Here is a 15964-nt window from a genome sequence, read left to right as displayed (position 1 = left end):
CAGATCCAGGTTCAATGATTAAGGTGTCGACCGAGGGCCGATGGTTCGTGACGACGATGCCTGACCAGCAGGGCATCGCGTTGCTCCTCCTGACCCCTGGCTACCGATGGATAGGAATGACGCTAGACCGCGAGATGGGGCGAGCCCTATCCGACACGGTCCTCCAGTGCCTCGGCCAAGACAAACCCAATCCTGGATAGACCTTTCTGCCCGAGGCAGATCCCATGTCTGCATCGTCATGTCTTGCCTCCGGTGATGTGGGGAAATGAGCTTGATCAGGGCCTGCTTGGCTCTAAATCAAAAATAGTCATGCAGGCCATTCATGCCCGTCGGCTTCGCGACGGGCATCATTTTGCTTCGGCCGCGTCGCGGACGGAACTCATTCGCTATCTGTCGTGTTGATTGCTGCGGGCGTGCTTTAGAGCAGGCTAGTTAGGCTCACATCCTAACCGGCAGCGCGCAGGAAGGTAGGGAGCTGCCAGCGCCCGCCCGTAACGACCCCTTTGAGGCGGCTGATTGGGGACGGACCAACCAGCCGGTCCTCTGCCCGCCACCTAGCCATCCGCCCCCGAAGCTCGTTGGCGGGCAATTCTTGGCCAGTATCTATCCCATGCCCTCGCGCCAGTTGGGCACTCCGGTGGGCGTCCTAGAGCGCCGAGGCGGCCACTAAGAAGGCGGGTACGGCTCGATAGAGCCGGTGAGGCTCAAGAACCGCGGAAGGATGAGATTTCGCGGGCGAAGGTGTTGGACCACTCGAATGCGACCCGGCTCAGCAGGCGCTGCTGTCGATCCACTCCTCGCAACGCATATTGGTTTTGCGGCGCAAGCGACCAAGATCGGCCTCAGATCCTGAAGTGGTGCAATAGCAGAGCTACAAGTTCAATTTGACTGTGCGTTTGCGTTTTGCCGAATACGGATTTCAATTGCGACCGGATCGTGTGACGCGAAATGGACAGCGATTCCGCCATGGCGTTGATGCTCGTTCCGCGCCCCAACGCCACTACCAATCGAGTTTCAGCTGGCGTCAGTCTATAGCGCATCGCAAGCCGCTCAGCCGTCGCCTCCTCTAGGAGAGGGCGAGCCATTACCCGAAAAATCGCGAGAAAATGGCGGCGAACAGGGAAGAGCCCAGCAATTCCGCGGACGTCATTAACGTTCGGCCGTATCGGAAGAACGGCAATCGAGATAGACATTTCCGGATACCGAGCGACTAAATCCCCCCCACCCAGACTTCGCTCCCGCAATTGGCGCAAGAACGCACTTTGCAATTCAGCCGATCCAAAATCCAGCCGGTCGTCACCACCAATCCTGATCCTCTGATACTGAGTCGCGAATTCCACGAGGGCATCATTCGAAGCGAGGACGCGCCCACTTTGATCCACAATCGCAGCAGGCTCAGCTAAAGACAGTAAAAGTGAAGTGTCCGTGGTAAACTGGCTGGAACTTGATGCCAACGCCTGATTGACATTGATCGCTTGGCGCATACGCACCGAAACCCCGTTTAATAACGAAGTCGCCAAGTCATTCATGCGCTCGGTTGATTTGCTGCTATAGTGTATCGCGATCGACGCCCTTCGAGAACGATCACTAATGAGATTCAAGCCGGTCGAGCTATCGACTTCACCCTCTTGTCGAAGCAAATCGTTGTAGAACTCCGTCCGGTGAAGAGTCTTGATGGGGATATGCTCGTCAGCCCATACGGTCTGTCCCTCCTTCAAGCCGACAAGAAGATCGCGCCAAGGCGATATTGAGGCGAAGTAGCCCGAATAGTCTTGCAATGCCTTTTCGCTGAACCCACGGCTCAGGATGGGCGTCCAGCGAGACGAATGCAGATCTGCGACCTGAAACAGGATCGTGGAATCGTGGGTTTTCTCTGCCAGCAGCTCAAGAAAATCCACCCAACGATCCGGATCCAACGCGGCCGCGTCAGCAACATCGTTGAGTTCGCCCACAGAGCGAGCAAGCGTCAATTCTCCTGATCTCATTCACATAGTGCCCCCCACCTTTGGCGAGGCTAGGACATCTATTCGAGAAAGAACACATCGAGATAGAAGGCACACCTATCTGACGAGCCGCGAGCAGACGATCTGGGGGGAGCAAAGCTGCAGCGTGAGGGGCGAGCAGAGGAGCACCGAATGCCAACTGCCCGTGGCGAGTCCTCGACTGGTCGCCATGAAAGCCCGTTGTCATTCCGACATAGCCCATATGAGGGATGCGGCACAGCAAGCTTGAACGGAGTCTCCAGCTAAGGGGAACTTTCCCAGCAACCGTATAGGTGGAGCTCGATCATGAAATCTGGACTTCTCTTCTTGACTGGAATCGGAGTCTTAATGGCATCAAGCGCAGCGGCTACGCCGCGGCTGATTACGAGGGAGCATTGCTACGATGCCGCTACGGGTGATCATAAGGCAGCCAATGCGGAACAGAGAATCGAGCTGCATAAGTGCCTAGCCGGGCAGCCCATCGAGGACCAGAGGTGCTTACCGGGCGGCTATATGTACGGCAGGGATTACTGCACGTCCTACGAAAGAGCGTCCAAAGCAAAGCCGACCCGACAGAAGTCTGACACCCAGAAGGCCACCAAGCAGACCGCTCAACCCACTTCAAAGCAAACGAAGGATTGGGGACCTGCGAACGTAGAGCCTCGGAAGCCAGGAACGTTTGCCCCGCCCGCCAACAAGCCACCCAAGAAGGGCGGAGGAAGCGGGAATAGCAAGGGCATCCGCTGACCAAAGTGAAGCGCCATGCCCGCAGCATACCTTGAAAGGAAGTTGCGGGCTGAGCCATGTCTGCCTTCGCCCAAACCCTACCGACGAACGCCCCGCACCACGGCGTTTCATCATCCTTCAACCAAGGACGCTCCAATCGCCCGCCACCACTCCAGGATCTTCGGATGATGGCTGCCGCCCTTGATCTCGCGGACGCCGACATAGCCGCGCGCCTGCGCGACCCACTTGGGATCGTTCATGTCTCGCCTCCAGGGGGTATGGGGAATTCGTGCAGCGCTAGAGCGCCAATATCACTTCAGATCGAGGCGAGAGCCGTCACCTTACGATGACCCTTCCATTCGCGCCGGCGCCGCCGCTGCTGTTGGCAGCTGAGGAAGTAGGTGCCACACCCCCCTTCCCGACGGTGAGGGGGCCGGAGGACGGAAGATCGCCAACCGCATAGATACTCTTTCCATAGGCTCCTGCACCCCCGCCTCCGCCGGAACGACGTGAGCTGGTGCTACCGCCCCTGACAGCTCCCGAACCGCCACCACTAGGAGCGGAACCCTGCGCGCCTGCGACGGGGCTACCGGGCGAGGAACTGGACCCGCCCAGAGTATTGCCGCCGCCGTTCGGAGCGCCTGCACCGTCTCCGCCTTCGGTCGGATTACCCAAGATGCCAGCGCCGCCATTGGCGCCGTTTGTATTCGCAGTGTTACCTCCAGATGCTACGCCGCCTGCGCCGCCGGCGATGGAGCCGGTAAGTGTAACGCCCTGGGAAAATCCAGCCTTCCCGCCGCCTGCTGTCATGGAAAAGAAAGCCTGAACTCCTGCCTTCCAGGTCATTAATGGTGATCTCGGAATTCGAGTTGCCAATTGCGCCGCCCGCGCCGCCGGCGCCCCAGGCCTCCACGGTGCCGGAGAACCCGGGCCCGGGCGTTATCGTCCAAGTTCCGGGCGTGGAGATTGACAGTGGACCATCCAAATCAAGGTCCCACGTCGTCTTGCCTCCAAAGGCGGGGGAGATGCCAAAGGCGCGAGGAGCTTTCCCCGCGAAAAACACTGGGGCAAATGAAGGAAGGACCATCACGCCACCTTGATGATGTTCATCACCGCCATGTCGGCCGTCACCAGACATGAACAAACAAACTTGCTGCCATTCGTTGTGTCGAAGCTGTCGCCTTTGACCACCCAACCCGTCGTGGCAATCGCCCCCGCGCCCCCGGCATTGATGACCTGAAGCAGATAGGTTCCGTAGTTCGAGCCAGGCGCGATCGTTCCGGCCCCATTGTTCGTAATCTTTTGAATCGGCCGATCGCCAGGGTCGGGCGTCTTCGTGGCGCCGGAGAGATTGCCGAGATCCTTGACCGTGACACGCGCACCGCCACTGATCATCTGATCTTCGACGCCCGGCTGCATCGCACTGTCCGCCTTCCCCCCCTGAGCGGCGTCAGCGAAGGCGGTGGCGGGCTGCTCGGCTGCGGTGCCAAGCCCCAGTGCCGTCTTCAGCGCGACTGCCGTGATCACGCCCATCAGACCGGCGACGGAGGAAACCTTGTCCGAGCTGTCAATCTTGTTCCAGGATGTCCCGTTGGAAACAATCCAGTCGCCGAGTTGCCAATCCGTGATTCCGGATACGTTGGCCGTGCCGGCAGAGGCGACGACATAGTAATAGCCCTTGTTCCCGGCTGCGGCGGCCGGGATGGCCGGCGAATTCGTCGAGGCATTCCAGGTGCCCCTGTAGTTCATGGCGCCGATCAGCGCTTCGTTAATCTGAGCGAGCGGAACCTTGCCGGCGCTATCGAGGCCGGCATAGCCGTTGGCATTCCCCATATTCGCGGCATTCTCGGGCGTGAAGCCAAGGGACGCCTGCTTTCCGCTGAGCGCGGACTGCAGGCCGGTCACGGTCGAAATCGCCTGCTCCCCGCTGTGGTTTGCGCGGTTCGTCAGATTCGTGTCGGTGTCGTTTTTCGTCGGTCGCTATACCACTGAGCTTGGCCCGCTCGTCCGGCGTGAAGACGTCACCGGCCAGAAGGCCGATATAGATCTCGGCATTGCCGGAGAGGCTGAGATGCGTACCGGTCGAAGAATCGATCAGCGTCCGTGCCAGCAGCACCCCGGACAAGGAACCCGTCCCCGTCTCCCATGCATTGCCGTCCTCGATTACATAGCGGAATGTGTCTCCATTCGAGACGCCTGCTGCAGCGAACGACCGAAAGCGGGGCACCGCCGACCCGAGCGTAAGCGTGCCTGCGCCGACGGTGGCGGTGGTCATCCGCACCCGGTCCTTGAAGACAAAGGCGATGGTTGTTCCTTACTGGTAGAATTGTTTCCAGGCACCGCCGCGGCCGATCCAGCCGACCGAGACCGCCTTCCAAGCACCGGAGTGGCGGGCGTATATCGTCGGCGGGACCCAGGTGCCGTCCCGATAGACGGTGAGGAGGCTCACCTCTGCGACGATGGGAGATCCCAGCACGACCGTCGCGGCGAGGAAGCCCCCGCACTGATGACGTGGTGCTGGCCAAAGGCTGGCTTGCCGACGACGGCCGTCAGGGCGTTTGCCGTCATGCCGTAGGTTTCGGACGTAACCGGCGGGCCGAGTTGGACCGTCCCGGCCAGCATCCCGGGCGCCGCCACAGCGTGGGTCTGTCCCACGAGCGGAGACCCGATCACGGCTGTACCGGCCGTCCAATCAGCCGCCGTCACTGCATGGGCTTGCGTCACAGCAGGCGAGCCTAGGTTCGCAAACCCAGCCGCAAGCCCCGCCGCACTGAGCGCATGGTTCTGGCCAAGAGCCGGCTCGGCAAACATGACCGGGCCGGCGGCGATGCCGTTCGCGGTCAGTCCGACAATCACGGATGTGGATGGCGCGCCAACGTCCACCGTCGCCGTGATGCCGGCTGCGGCCAGAGCATGGGCCTGGGCGGCAGCAGGTGAACCGAGGCTCGCGCTTCCTGCCAACATCGTCCCGGCGGTCAGGGCATGGTTCTGCCCGACGGCGGGAGATCCTGGATCAACCGCCCCCGCGAGAATGCCGTTCGCAATGAGCGCATAGCCGGCCTCGGCCGCCGCTGGCGAGCAGAGGACGACTGGCCCGGAAAGCATCCCGGGCGCCGCAATGGCATGGACCTGCGTAACAGAAGACGCGCCCAGGACAGCGGCGGCGGAGAGCCCGTTGGCGACGACGGCATGGCCCTGCCCGACGACCGGCGGCTCGAGCGTGACGCCACCCGCCGTGACACTATTGGCCACCACGGCAGGCGCCTGCGCCACGGGCGGCGAGCCGACGCTGGCCCCGGCCGCCTTCACGACGTCGCCGACGGCCTGGCGTTTGCCGAGCGCAACCCAGATCCAAACGGTTGGAAATCCATGACCCATCCCTTCGAATATAGGGTGAAGGTGAAAGACAAGGAGGCAGCCGGTGATTACTGGTGTTGAATTGCCCGAGCAGGTAAGGCGAGCTTTTGACGCCTCCCCCTACCTGACCCTAGGGCGATTGGCCGAAGTGATTGGCATAGACGAAAAGACCCTCCGCGCTCATGTTGTTTCGGGCGACCTCCCCTATGTCCGCTTCGGCGCCGGCGAGAAGAGACCGCGGCGACTGTTTGGCCTTGCCGATGTCGCGACCTTCCTGCGAACCCGTCAAAGAAGAGATGCGCCATGTCAGTCTATCGGCCGAAAGACAAAGCGGGAACCGTGGTCAGCACGAAGTCAAAGCGGCCAGGCGGTCGCGCCGTACGCATCCCCATCACCCGGGCTATGAAAATCCTGCTCGCCAATGAGCTCGGTAGGCATCCTGATGCCGTCTTCACCTATGAGGCCGCGCGGACCGAGGATGACCGCATTCGCGAGCAGCGATATCCGATCGCCTACGGCACCTTCTATCACGAGTTCAAAATAGCAGCGAAAGAGGCCGGCAGGCCGGAGTTACGGCCGCACGACCTTCGGCATACAGCAGCCACCCGCACATTGATGGAGACAGGGAACATGCGGCTGGCGCAGCAGCAGCTTGGCCACACACGCCTTTCGACGACGGAGCGCTACACGCACCCTCTCGTCGAAGACCTCCGCGCCGCACTGGAAGCAATCCACATCACCGAACCAAATACCGAACAGAATTCAGAAACGGCTGCTAACCACTTGAAATCTCGTCGGAAACTGCGTCGGCCCAACAGGTCTTGAAAACCGCCGTGGGTGCAAGCCCACCGTGGGTTCGAATCCCACCCCATCCGCCAATTATTTCCATCAAGATTTTGATTTTGTTGCCGACAGGGTGATGGCGACGGGCAGGCTGCGTCCGTTGCTCATGGCATTGATCTTGGTGCCTAATCCGCCAGAAGAACGACCGAGGGCGTGATCCTTTGTGGGACGCCGACTGCTGGTGTGCCCGGACGATTGAACGGTCGATCCACAGCATGCTGTCGGCTGACTTCTCGGCCAAGACTCCGAAATCCCCGATCCAGATGCCGGCATTCGCCCATCGTTGAAAGCGATCGTGGACCGTCGCCGGCGGCCGGGACAGATCGCGCCAAGGCGATCTCGTCCGAACAACACAGATAGTCCCTCCCCCAAGGTCATCCTCCTGTGCAACGCCGCGCGGCTTGTTTGGCAAATGAGGCCGGATCAGCCCCCATTCGAAGTCCGTCAGATCAAGACGCGCACGGCACCTATGAGATTCCTATGCGCGCGCGCCCTGCCCCCGCTCGAATCCCTATGTCGGTCTCGCCATTCTGACAGGGCAACGGAACCGGCGTGCCTTCTGGGCGAAAGCTGGCGCTTCCCGCTTGCCATCCGGCGCGCGTCGAGACTTTTCCGGCGGCGTCGACAAGAGGTTCAAGTCCAATGTCCGATATCGGCCTGCTCTCGCTAGGGATCGGCTTCTTCATCGTCGCCATCTTCTACACATCAGCCTGCGATCGTCTCTGAGATCGAGGAGATATACCATGGTTTTCGACTACGTACTCGGTAGCGGCGTAACGTTGCTGCTGCTTACCTATCTAATCTACGCCCTGCTCCGCCCCGAGCGGTTCTAGGAAGGCGATCAACATGACCATCAATGGCTGGATCCAGATCGCGCTGTTCTGCGCGATCATTCTCGCGCTCGTGAAGCCGCTCGGCTGGTACATGACGCGCGTCTTCAAGGGCGAGCGTACCTTCCTCTCGCCGGTGCTGCGGCCGGTGGAGGCGTGGCTCTACAAGCTCGCCGGCACCAGCGACCGTGAGGAGCAGCATTGGGCGACCTATGCCGTCGCCATGCTGCTGTTCAACCTCGCCGGTTTCCTCCTCCTCTACGCCCTGCAGCGCTTCCAGGCGTCGCTGCCGTTCAACCCGATCGGTATGTCGGCGGTGCCGGCGCCGCTTGCCTTCAACACGACAGCGAGCTTCGTCACCAACACCAACTGGCAGAATTACGGCGGCGAAAGCACGATGTCCTATCTCGTGCAGATGACCGGCCTCGCGGTGCAGAACTTCGTCTCCGCCGCGACCGGCATCGCGCTGGCGATCGCGCTGGTTCGCGGCTTCGCCCGGCATTCCGTCCGGTCGGTCGGCAATTTCTGGGTCGACCTCACCCGCGCGACGCTCTACGTGCTGCTGCCGATCGCGATCGTCTTCACGCTGTTCCTGGTCTGGCAGGGCGTGCCGCAGACGCTCGGCAATTACTTCGAGGCGACGACGCTCGAAGGCGCCAGGCAGACGATGGCCGCCGGCCCGATGGCCAGCCAGATTGCCATCAAGATGCTCGGCACCAATGGCGGCGGCTTCTTGAACGCCAATGCGGCGCATCCCTTCGAGAACCCGACGGCGCTCACCAATCTCTTCCAGATGGTCGCGATCTTCGCCATCGGCGCCGCGCTGACGAATGTCTTCGGCCGCATGGTCGGTGACCAGCGCCAGGGCTGGGCGATCTTCTCGGCCATGGGCGCGCTGTTCCTCGTCGGCGTCACCGTCTGCTACTGGGCCGAGGCTTCCGGCAACCCGCTCGTCCATGCGCTGGGCGTCGATGGCGGCAACATGGAAGGCAAGGAGGTCCGCTTCGGCATTGCGCTGTCGGCCCTGTTCGCCGTGGTGACGACGGCCGCCTCCTGCGGCGCGGTCAATGCCATGCATGACAGCTTCACGGCGCTCGGCGGCATGATCCCGATGATCAACATGCAGCTCGGCGAGGTCATCATCGGCGGCGTCGGCGCCGGCCTCTACGGCGTGCTGCTGTTCGTCGTCATCGCGATCTTCATCGCCGGCCTGATGGTTGGCCGCACGCCGGAATATCTCGGCAAGAAGATCGAGGCCAAGGAGGTCAAGATGGCGCTGCTGGCCCTGCTCGTCCTGCCGCTCGCCATGCTCGGCTTCACGGCGATCTCGGTCGTCATGCCGTCCAGCGTCGCCTCGATCGCCAATCCCGGTCCGCACGGCTTTTCGGAGATCCTCTATGCCTTCACCTCGGCGGCGGCGAATAACGGCTCGGCCTTCGGCGGCCTGACCGGAAACACCGACTGGTACAACGCCACGCTCGGCCTCGCCATGCTGATGGGTCGGTTCCTGATGATCCTGCCCGCGATGGCAATCGCCGGGTCGCTGGCGGCCAAGAAGACCGTGCCCGCCTCGGCCGGCACCTTCCCGACCCATGGCGGCCTGTTCGTCGGCCTGCTGGTCGGCTCGATCCTGATCATTGGCGGCCTGACCTTCTTCCCGGCGCTCGCCGTAGGGCCGATCGTCGAGCACCTCTCGATGATGCAGGGCCAAACCTTTGGCTCAGGGGGCTGAACCATGCGCAACGGACCGCAACCAAGGAGGATCCGGGCCAGCGCCCGGGTCCTGGCGACACCGGATGTCTGCCGGGCCTCCGAACTGCTGATCGCCATGCTCGCCACGCTCGGCGCGGTGGTCGGCCTCCTCTATCTCATCGCCACGCTCTTTCCGGCGCTCGCCGCCTGACGGCGGTCCTCCGGATCATTTCGGGATCATCCCATGAGCCACATAAAATCCACGAGCTTGTTCGACGCTCGTATCCTCGTGCCGGCGATCGGCGCTTCCTTTGCGAAGCTCGATCCCCGGACCCTCGCCGGGAACCCGGTGATCTTCGTCGTCGCGGTCGTCTCGGTGCTGACGACGGTGCTGTTCGTCCGTGACCTAGTCACCGGCCGCGGCGATCTCGGCTTCTCGTTCCAGATCAATGTCTGGCTCTGGTTCACCGTCCTCTTCGCGAACTTCGCCGAGGCAGTCGCCGAAGGCCGGGGCAAGGCGCAGGCGGAATCGCTTCGCCGGACCCGTACGGAGACGCAGGCCAAGCGGCTCGCCGGCCCGGATGCCGATCTGTCCGTCTACACGATGGTGCCTGGCAACAGCCTGCAGATCGGCGACGTCGTGCTGGTCGAGAGCGGCGACATCATCCCTTCCGACGGCGAAGTCATCGAAGGCGTCGCCTCGGTCAACGAAGCGGCGATCACCGGAGAATCGGCCCCGGTCATCCGCGAATCCGGCGGCGATCGCTCGGCCGTCACCGGCGGCACGCAGGTGCTGTCCGACTGGATGCGGGTTCGCATCACCGCGGCCGCCGGCTCGACCTTCATCGACCGGATGATCGCGCTGGTCGAAGGCGCCTCGCGGCAGAAGACGCCGAACGAGATCGCCCTCAACATCCTGCTCGCCGGCATGACGCTGATCTTCGTCATTGCAACCGCCACGATCCCGAGCTTCGCCGCCTATGCCGGCGGATCGATCCCGGTGATCGTGCTCGTCGCGCTCTTCGTCACGCTGATCCCGACGACCATCGGCGCCCTGCTGTCGGCGATTGGCATCGCCGGCATGGACCGGCTGGTGCGCTTCAACGTGCTCGCCATGTCGGGCCGCGCCGTCGAGGCCGCCGGCGACGTCGATACGCTGCTGCTCGACAAGACCGGCACGATCACGCTCGGCAATCGCCAGGCGACGGAATTCCGCCCGGTGCGCGGCGTCACCGCCGCCGAGCTCGCCGATGCCGCGCAATTGGCATCGCTGGCCGACGAGACGCCAGAGGGCCGCTCGATTGTCGTTCTCGCCAAGGAGAAATACGGCATCCGTGCCCGCGACATGGCGCAGTTGCATGCCCATTTCGTGCCCTTCACGGCGCAGACGCGGATGAGCGGCGTCGACGTCGACGGCTCCTCCATTCGCAAGGGCGCGGTCGACTCGATCCTCGCCTACGTCGACACCGTGCCGATCGCCGCCGGCAGTTCCGCGCTGAAACTCGCCGTGAATCCCGAGATCATGCGGGAGGTGAAGGCCATCGCCGAGGAGATCGGCAAGTCCGGCGGCACGCCTTTGGCGGTTGCCCGCGACGGAGCCCTGCTCGGCGTCGTCCACCTGAAGGACATCGTCAAGGGCGGCATTCGCGAGCGCTTCGCCGAACTCCGCCGCATGGGCATCCGCACCGTGATGATCACCGGCGACAATCCGATGACCGCGGCGGCGATCGCCGCCGAGGCTGGCGTCGACGACTTCCTCGCCCAGGCGACGCCGGAGAACAAGCTGGCGCTGATCCGCGAGGAACAGGCCAAGGGCAAGCTGGTCGCCATGTGCGGCGACGGCACCAATGACGCGCCGGCGCTGGCGCAGGCGGATGTCGGCGTGGCGATGAACACCGGAACGGTCGCCGCCCGCGAGGCCGGCAACATGGTCGACCTCGACAGCGATCCGACCAAGCTCATCGAGATCGTCGAAATCGGCAAGCAGTTGCTCATGACGCGCGGCGCGCTGACGACCTTCTCGATCGCCAACGACATCGCCAAGTATTTCGCGATCATCCCGGCAATGTTCGTCGCCTTCTATCCGCAGCTGGGCGTGCTCAACGTGATGGGGCTCTCGACGCCGCAGAGCGCCATCCTGTCGGCGATCATCTTCAACGCGCTGATCATCATCGCGCTGATCCCGCTCGCTCTCAAAGGCGTCCGCTATCATGCAGTCGGTGCGGCTTCCCTGCTCCGTCGCAATCTCCTGATCTATGGCCTTGGCGGTATTCTGGTGCCCTTCGTCGGCATCAAGGCGATCGACGTGATCGTCACCGCGCTCGGCCTCGCTTGAGGACAAGCATCATGCTGAAGCAAATCCGCCCTGCCCTTGTGATGATCGTCGGCCTGACCGTCATCCTGGGTCTCGCCTATCCCCTCGCCATGACCGAAGTGGCTCAGCTGATCTTCCCGGACCAGGCCAATGGCAGCCTGATCACGAGGGACGGCAAGGTCGTCGGTTCGGAACTGATCGGGCAGTCCTTCACCAGCGACCGCTATTTCCACGGCCGGCCTTCCGCCACGACGGGCGCCGATCCGAGCGACCCGTCGAAGTCGGTGGCGCAGCCCTACAATGCGGCCAACTCGATGGGCTCGAATCTCGGCCCGACCAACCCGGCGCTGATCGACCGCATCAGGGCCGACGCGTCTGCCCTCAAGACGGAAAACCCGAGCGCGCCGATTCCGATGGATCTGGTGACGACGACCGGCAGCGGCCTCGATCCTCACATCACGCCGGAAGCGGCGAACTTTCAGGTGCCGCGCGTCGCCAAGGCGCGCAACCTGCCGGAACAGCAGGTCGCGGCGCTGGTTGAGGCCGGCACGGAGGACAGGCTGTTCGGACTGATCGGCGAGCCGCGGGTCAATGTGCTGAAGCTCAACTTGGCGCTCGACGCGGCGGCGGCGAACTGATCATCTCCGCCGAAACCTTCTAGCGTGTCCGCCGGCTGACGGCGACACGCAGGCTCCTCACTTGTATGGCAGGGCGGATCGGGAGATCCGCCCATCGCCGTTTGATCGGTAGCTGATGAACGACTTCCAGAACCGGGAAGATACGAGACCGTCCCCCGACGCCCTGCTGGCCGCGGCGCATCGCGAGGGCCGCGGCCGGCTGAAGATTTTCCTCGGCGCGGCGCCGGGTGTCGGCAAGACCTATGAAATGCTGCAATCCGGCCATGCGAAGCGGCGCTCCGGCGTCGATGTCGTCATCGCCGTCGTCGAGACGCATGGCCGCGCCGAGACCGAGGCGCTGGTCGACGGCTTCGAGGTCGTGCCTCGCCGCAAGATCGCGCATCGCGGCCAGATCCTCGAGGAGATGGATCTCGATGCGGTCCTGGCGCGGCGACCGCAGCTCGTGCTGGTCGATGAGCTCGCCCATACCAACGCGCCCGAAAGCCGGCATCCGAAGCGCTACATGGATGTCGAGGAGCTGCTCGACGCCGGCATCGACGTCTACACCACGCTGAACATCCAGCATGTCGAGAGCCTGAACGATGTCGTCGCGCAGATCACCCGGGTCCGGGTCCGCGAGACGGTACCGGATTCCGTGCTCGATGGCGCCGACGACATTGAGGTGGTTGATCTCTCGCCGGCAGATCTGATCCACCGCCTGCAGGAGGGCAAGGTCTATCTGCCGACCACGGCGAAGCGGGCCGTCCATCACTTCTTCCAGCCCGGCAATCTGACGGCCCTCCGCGAACTGGCGCTCCGGCGCACGGCGCAGCGGGTCGATGAGCAGTTGCTCAGCCATATGCAAAGCCACGCCATTGCCGGGCCCTGGGGCGCCGGCGAGCGCGTTCTCGTATGCGTCAGCGAGGATCCGCGCGCGCCGGCCCTGGTCCGCTATGCCAAGCGGCTCGCCGACCGGCTGCACGCGCCGTTCGAAGCGCTCTATGTCGAGACCGCCCGGAGCCAGCAACTCTCCGAGGCAGAGCATGACCGTATCGCCGAGGTGCTGCGACTGGCTGAGCATCTCGGCGGCGAGGCGACCACCCTGCCGGGCGGCGACCGGAGCATTGCCGAGGATGTCCTCGGCCATGCCCGGACGCGCAACGTCAACCACATCATCATCGGCAAATCGGAACGCTCGCGGTGGTTCGAGATGCTGCATGGCTCGGTGGTGCATGAGCTGGTGCGCCGGTCGGGCGCCATCAGCGTCCATGTCATCGCCGGCGAGGCCAGCGCTGCACCCGCTGAGAGCCTAGCGGGCAAGCCGGCCGCCCGCGCCGCCAATGGCGGTCCGCCGATCGCCTATCTTGCCGCGCTGGGCGCCGTCGCCGCGTCGACCGGCATCAGCAAGCTGATCCAGCCCTATGTCGGCATCGAGAATGTCGATCTGATCTTCCTGCTCGGCATCATCGCCGTAGCAGGGCGCTATGGCCTGCTGCCGGCGCTGGCCGCGACGGCGGCCGCGTCGCTCGCCTACAACTTCTTCTTCCTGCCGCCGACCTACACCTTCACCATCGCCGATCCGACCAATGTCGCGGCGCTGGTGATCTTCGCGATCGTGACGGTGGTCGTCTCCAATCTCGCGGCGCGCGTCCGGGCGCAGGCGATCACGGCGCGCAGCCGCGCCCGCACGACCGAGCAGCTCTATTCCTTCAGCCGCAAGCTGGCGGGCGTCGGCGCGATCGATGATGTGCTGTGGGCGACGGTCTACCAGGTCGCCTCGATGCTGAAGGTCAAGGTCGTCGTGCTGCTTGGCGAGCGCGACCAGTTCGCGGTGCGGGCCGGCTATCCGCCGGAGGACATGATCGATCCGGCCGACATCGCCGCGGCGAAATGGGCGTTCGAGAACGATCAGCCGGCCGGGCGCGGTTCCGACACGCTGCCGGGCGGAAAATGGCTGTTCCTGCCGCTGAAGACCGGGCGCAGCGCGATCGGCGCCGTCGGCATCAGCTCCGACGATCGCTCGGGACCGATCCTGACGCCGGACCAGCGCCGGTTGCTCGATGCGCTCGCCGATCAGGCGGCGCTCGCCATCGAGCGCGTCTACCTGGTCGAGGATGTCGACAGGGCGCGGTTGACGGCCGAGACCGACCGCCTGCGGTCGGCGCTGCTGACCTCGATCTCGCACGATCTGAAGACGCCGCTCGCCGGCATTCTCGGCGCCGCCGGCACGCTGCGCGATTTCGGCAGCGGGCTGGACGATGCGACCAAGGACGATCTGCTGCGGACCATCCAGGACGAGTCGGAGCGGCTGAACCGCTTCATCGCCAACCTCCTCGACATGACCCGGCTCGAATCCGGCGCCGTCGAGCCCAATTTCGCCCTGCACGATGTCGACGAGATCGTCGGCAGCGTGCTGAACCGCGCCGCCAAGATCCTGCGCGATCATCGGCTCGCCGTGGCCATCGCCCCGGATCTGCCCATGATCCGGGTCGATCCGGTGCTGTTCGAGCAGGTGCTGTTCAATCTCGTCGACAACGCCGCGAAATACGCGCCGGCCGGCAGCGAGATCCGCCTCGAGGCGGTCGCCGGTCAAAAGAGCCTGACGATCCGGCTCATCGACGAGGGAGCCGGCGTGCCGGGCGAGGACCTGGACCGGATCTTCGGCAAGTTCTATCGGGTTCAGAAGGGCGATCATGTCCGGGCCGGTACGGGCCTCGGCCTGTCGATCGCCCGCGGCTTCGTCGAGGCCATGGGCGGCACCATCGTCGTCGCCAACCGCACCGACCGATCCGGCGCAATCTTCCAGATCGAGATGCCGGTGCCGCCGCGATCCAATTCCATCGAGGGGGGCGCATGACCGCCGCATCCATCAAGATCCTCGTCGTCGATGACGAGCCGCCGATCCGGCGTTTGCTGAAGGCCGGGCTCGGCACGCAGGGCTATGTGGTGATCGAGGCGCCGGACGGTCGCACGGCCCTGGAGCTGGCCGAGACGGCGGCGCCCGATCTCATCATCCTGGATCTCGGCCTGCCGGACATGTCCGGCCATGCGCTTCTGGAGCGATGGCAGGAGGCCGGCGCCTCGGTGCCGATCGTCATCCTGTCGAGCCGCACCGACGAGGCCGGCATCGTCCAGGCGCTGGAAACCGGCGCCGACGATTATGTGACCAAGCCGTTCGGCATGAACGAGCTGATCGCGCGGCTGCGCGTCGCGCTGCGGCATCGGCTGCAAGTCCAGGGCGAGAAGCCGATCTTCAAGGCAGGCGAGCTCTCCGTCGACCTGGTCCGGCGCATCGTCCGCCTGCGCGGCGACGAGGTGAAGCTCTCGCCCAAGGAGTACGACATCCTGCGGGTGCTGGTGCAGCATGCCGGCAAGGTCCTGACGCATCGCTTCCTGATGCAGGAGGTGTGGGGCGCCGCCTATGACGTGCAACAATTGCGGGTCTACATCCGCCAGATCCGGCAGAAGATCGAGCCGAACCCCGAGCAGCCGATCTATCTCCGCACCGAAACCGGAGTCGGCTATCGCTTTCGCGAGTCCGACGGCTAGGTGGAACATCGGAGCGGCGCTTCGCCCCGGCGATCGATTATGCGCTTTCCGGCC

At 63.8% G+C, this 15964-nt stretch carries 13 protein-coding genes; 8 read left to right on the top strand and 5 right to left on the bottom strand.

Going from position 1 to position 15964, the window contains the following annotated elements:
- Positions 1-842: 842 nt before the first annotated feature.
- The 4 genes from G342_RS0103215 to G342_RS0103195 form a co-directional block, all read right to left on the bottom strand.
- Positions 843-1970, bottom strand: coding sequence for a helix-turn-helix transcriptional regulator (locus G342_RS0103215; protein ID WP_018181663.1), 1128 nt, complete (start codon positions 1968-1970; stop codon positions 843-845).
- Positions 1971-2839: 869 nt separating this feature from the next.
- Complete coding sequence (locus G342_RS26540) at positions 2840-2968, bottom strand: C40 family peptidase (RefSeq protein ID WP_018181662.1); 129 nt, start codon at positions 2966-2968, stop codon at positions 2840-2842.
- 826 nt (positions 2969-3794) lie between these two features.
- Entirely contained in the window at positions 3795-4613 is an 819-nt protein-coding gene (locus tag G342_RS0103205; protein WP_018181661.1) for a hypothetical protein, read from the bottom strand.
- 540 nt (positions 4614-5153) lie between these two features.
- Positions 5154-6086, bottom strand: coding sequence for a hypothetical protein (locus G342_RS0103195; protein ID WP_018181659.1), 933 nt, complete (start codon positions 6084-6086; stop codon positions 5154-5156).
- A 282-nt stretch (positions 6087-6368) separates the two neighbouring features.
- Here G342_RS0103195 and G342_RS23070 point away from each other — a divergent pair, with 282 nt between their 5' ends.
- Positions 6369-6890, top strand: coding sequence for a tyrosine-type recombinase/integrase (locus tag G342_RS23070; RefSeq protein WP_018181657.1), 522 nt, complete (start codon positions 6369-6371; stop codon positions 6888-6890).
- Here the strand turns inward: G342_RS23070 and G342_RS26630 are convergent.
- Complete coding sequence (locus tag G342_RS26630; RefSeq protein ID WP_083931042.1) at positions 6841-7356, bottom strand: transposase; 516 nt, start codon at positions 7354-7356, stop codon at positions 6841-6843. The two genes, G342_RS23070 and G342_RS26630, sit on opposite strands and share 50 nt — an antisense overlap.
- A 295-nt stretch (positions 7357-7651) precedes the next feature.
- On the opposite strand from G342_RS26630, the gene kdpF reads away from it, so the two are divergent.
- The 7 genes from kdpF (at position 7652) to G342_RS0103145 (ending at position 15910) form a co-directional block, all read left to right on the top strand.
- The gene (gene kdpF, locus G342_RS26625) at positions 7652-7741 is read left to right on the top strand and encodes a K(+)-transporting ATPase subunit F (RefSeq protein WP_018181656.1); all 90 of its coding nucleotides are present in this window, start codon (positions 7652-7654) and stop codon (positions 7739-7741) included.
- A gap of 13 nt (positions 7742-7754) precedes the next feature.
- On the top strand, positions 7755-9470 hold the full coding sequence (gene kdpA / locus G342_RS0103170; protein ID WP_018181655.1) for a potassium-transporting ATPase subunit KdpA: 1716 nt from the start codon (positions 7755-7757) through the stop codon (positions 9468-9470).
- 3 nt (positions 9471-9473) lie between these two features.
- Entirely contained in the window at positions 9474-9641 is a 168-nt protein-coding gene (locus G342_RS25910) for a hypothetical protein (RefSeq protein ID WP_018181654.1), read from the top strand.
- A 33-nt stretch (positions 9642-9674) separates the two neighbouring features.
- Complete coding sequence (gene kdpB / locus G342_RS0103160) at positions 9675-11765, top strand: potassium-transporting ATPase subunit KdpB (RefSeq protein WP_026304066.1); 2091 nt, start codon at positions 9675-9677, stop codon at positions 11763-11765.
- An 11-nt stretch (positions 11766-11776) separates the two neighbouring features.
- Positions 11777-12382, top strand: coding sequence for a K(+)-transporting ATPase subunit C (locus G342_RS0103155; protein ID WP_018181652.1), 606 nt, complete (start codon positions 11777-11779; stop codon positions 12380-12382).
- Positions 12383-12497: 115 nt separating this feature from the next.
- A complete protein-coding gene (locus tag G342_RS0103150) occupies positions 12498-15218 on the top strand; it encodes a sensor histidine kinase (protein ID WP_018181651.1) in 2721 nt (906 codons plus the stop codon).
- Positions 15215-15910: a response regulator transcription factor gene (locus tag G342_RS0103145; RefSeq protein WP_018181650.1), complete on the top strand. Its 696-nt coding sequence runs from the start codon at positions 15215-15217 to the stop codon at positions 15908-15910. The genes G342_RS0103150 and G342_RS0103145 overlap by 4 nt, the downstream gene beginning before the upstream one ends.
- Positions 15911-15964: the final 54 nt, after the last annotated feature.

The sequence above is a fragment of the Kaistia granuli DSM 23481 genome (genome assembly GCF_000380505.1).
Classification (GTDB): domain Bacteria; phylum Pseudomonadota; class Alphaproteobacteria; order Rhizobiales; family Kaistiaceae; genus Kaistia; species Kaistia granuli.
The sequence above is the reverse complement of the archived record's forward strand: the minus strand, read 5'-3'. Positions and strand labels throughout refer to the sequence as shown.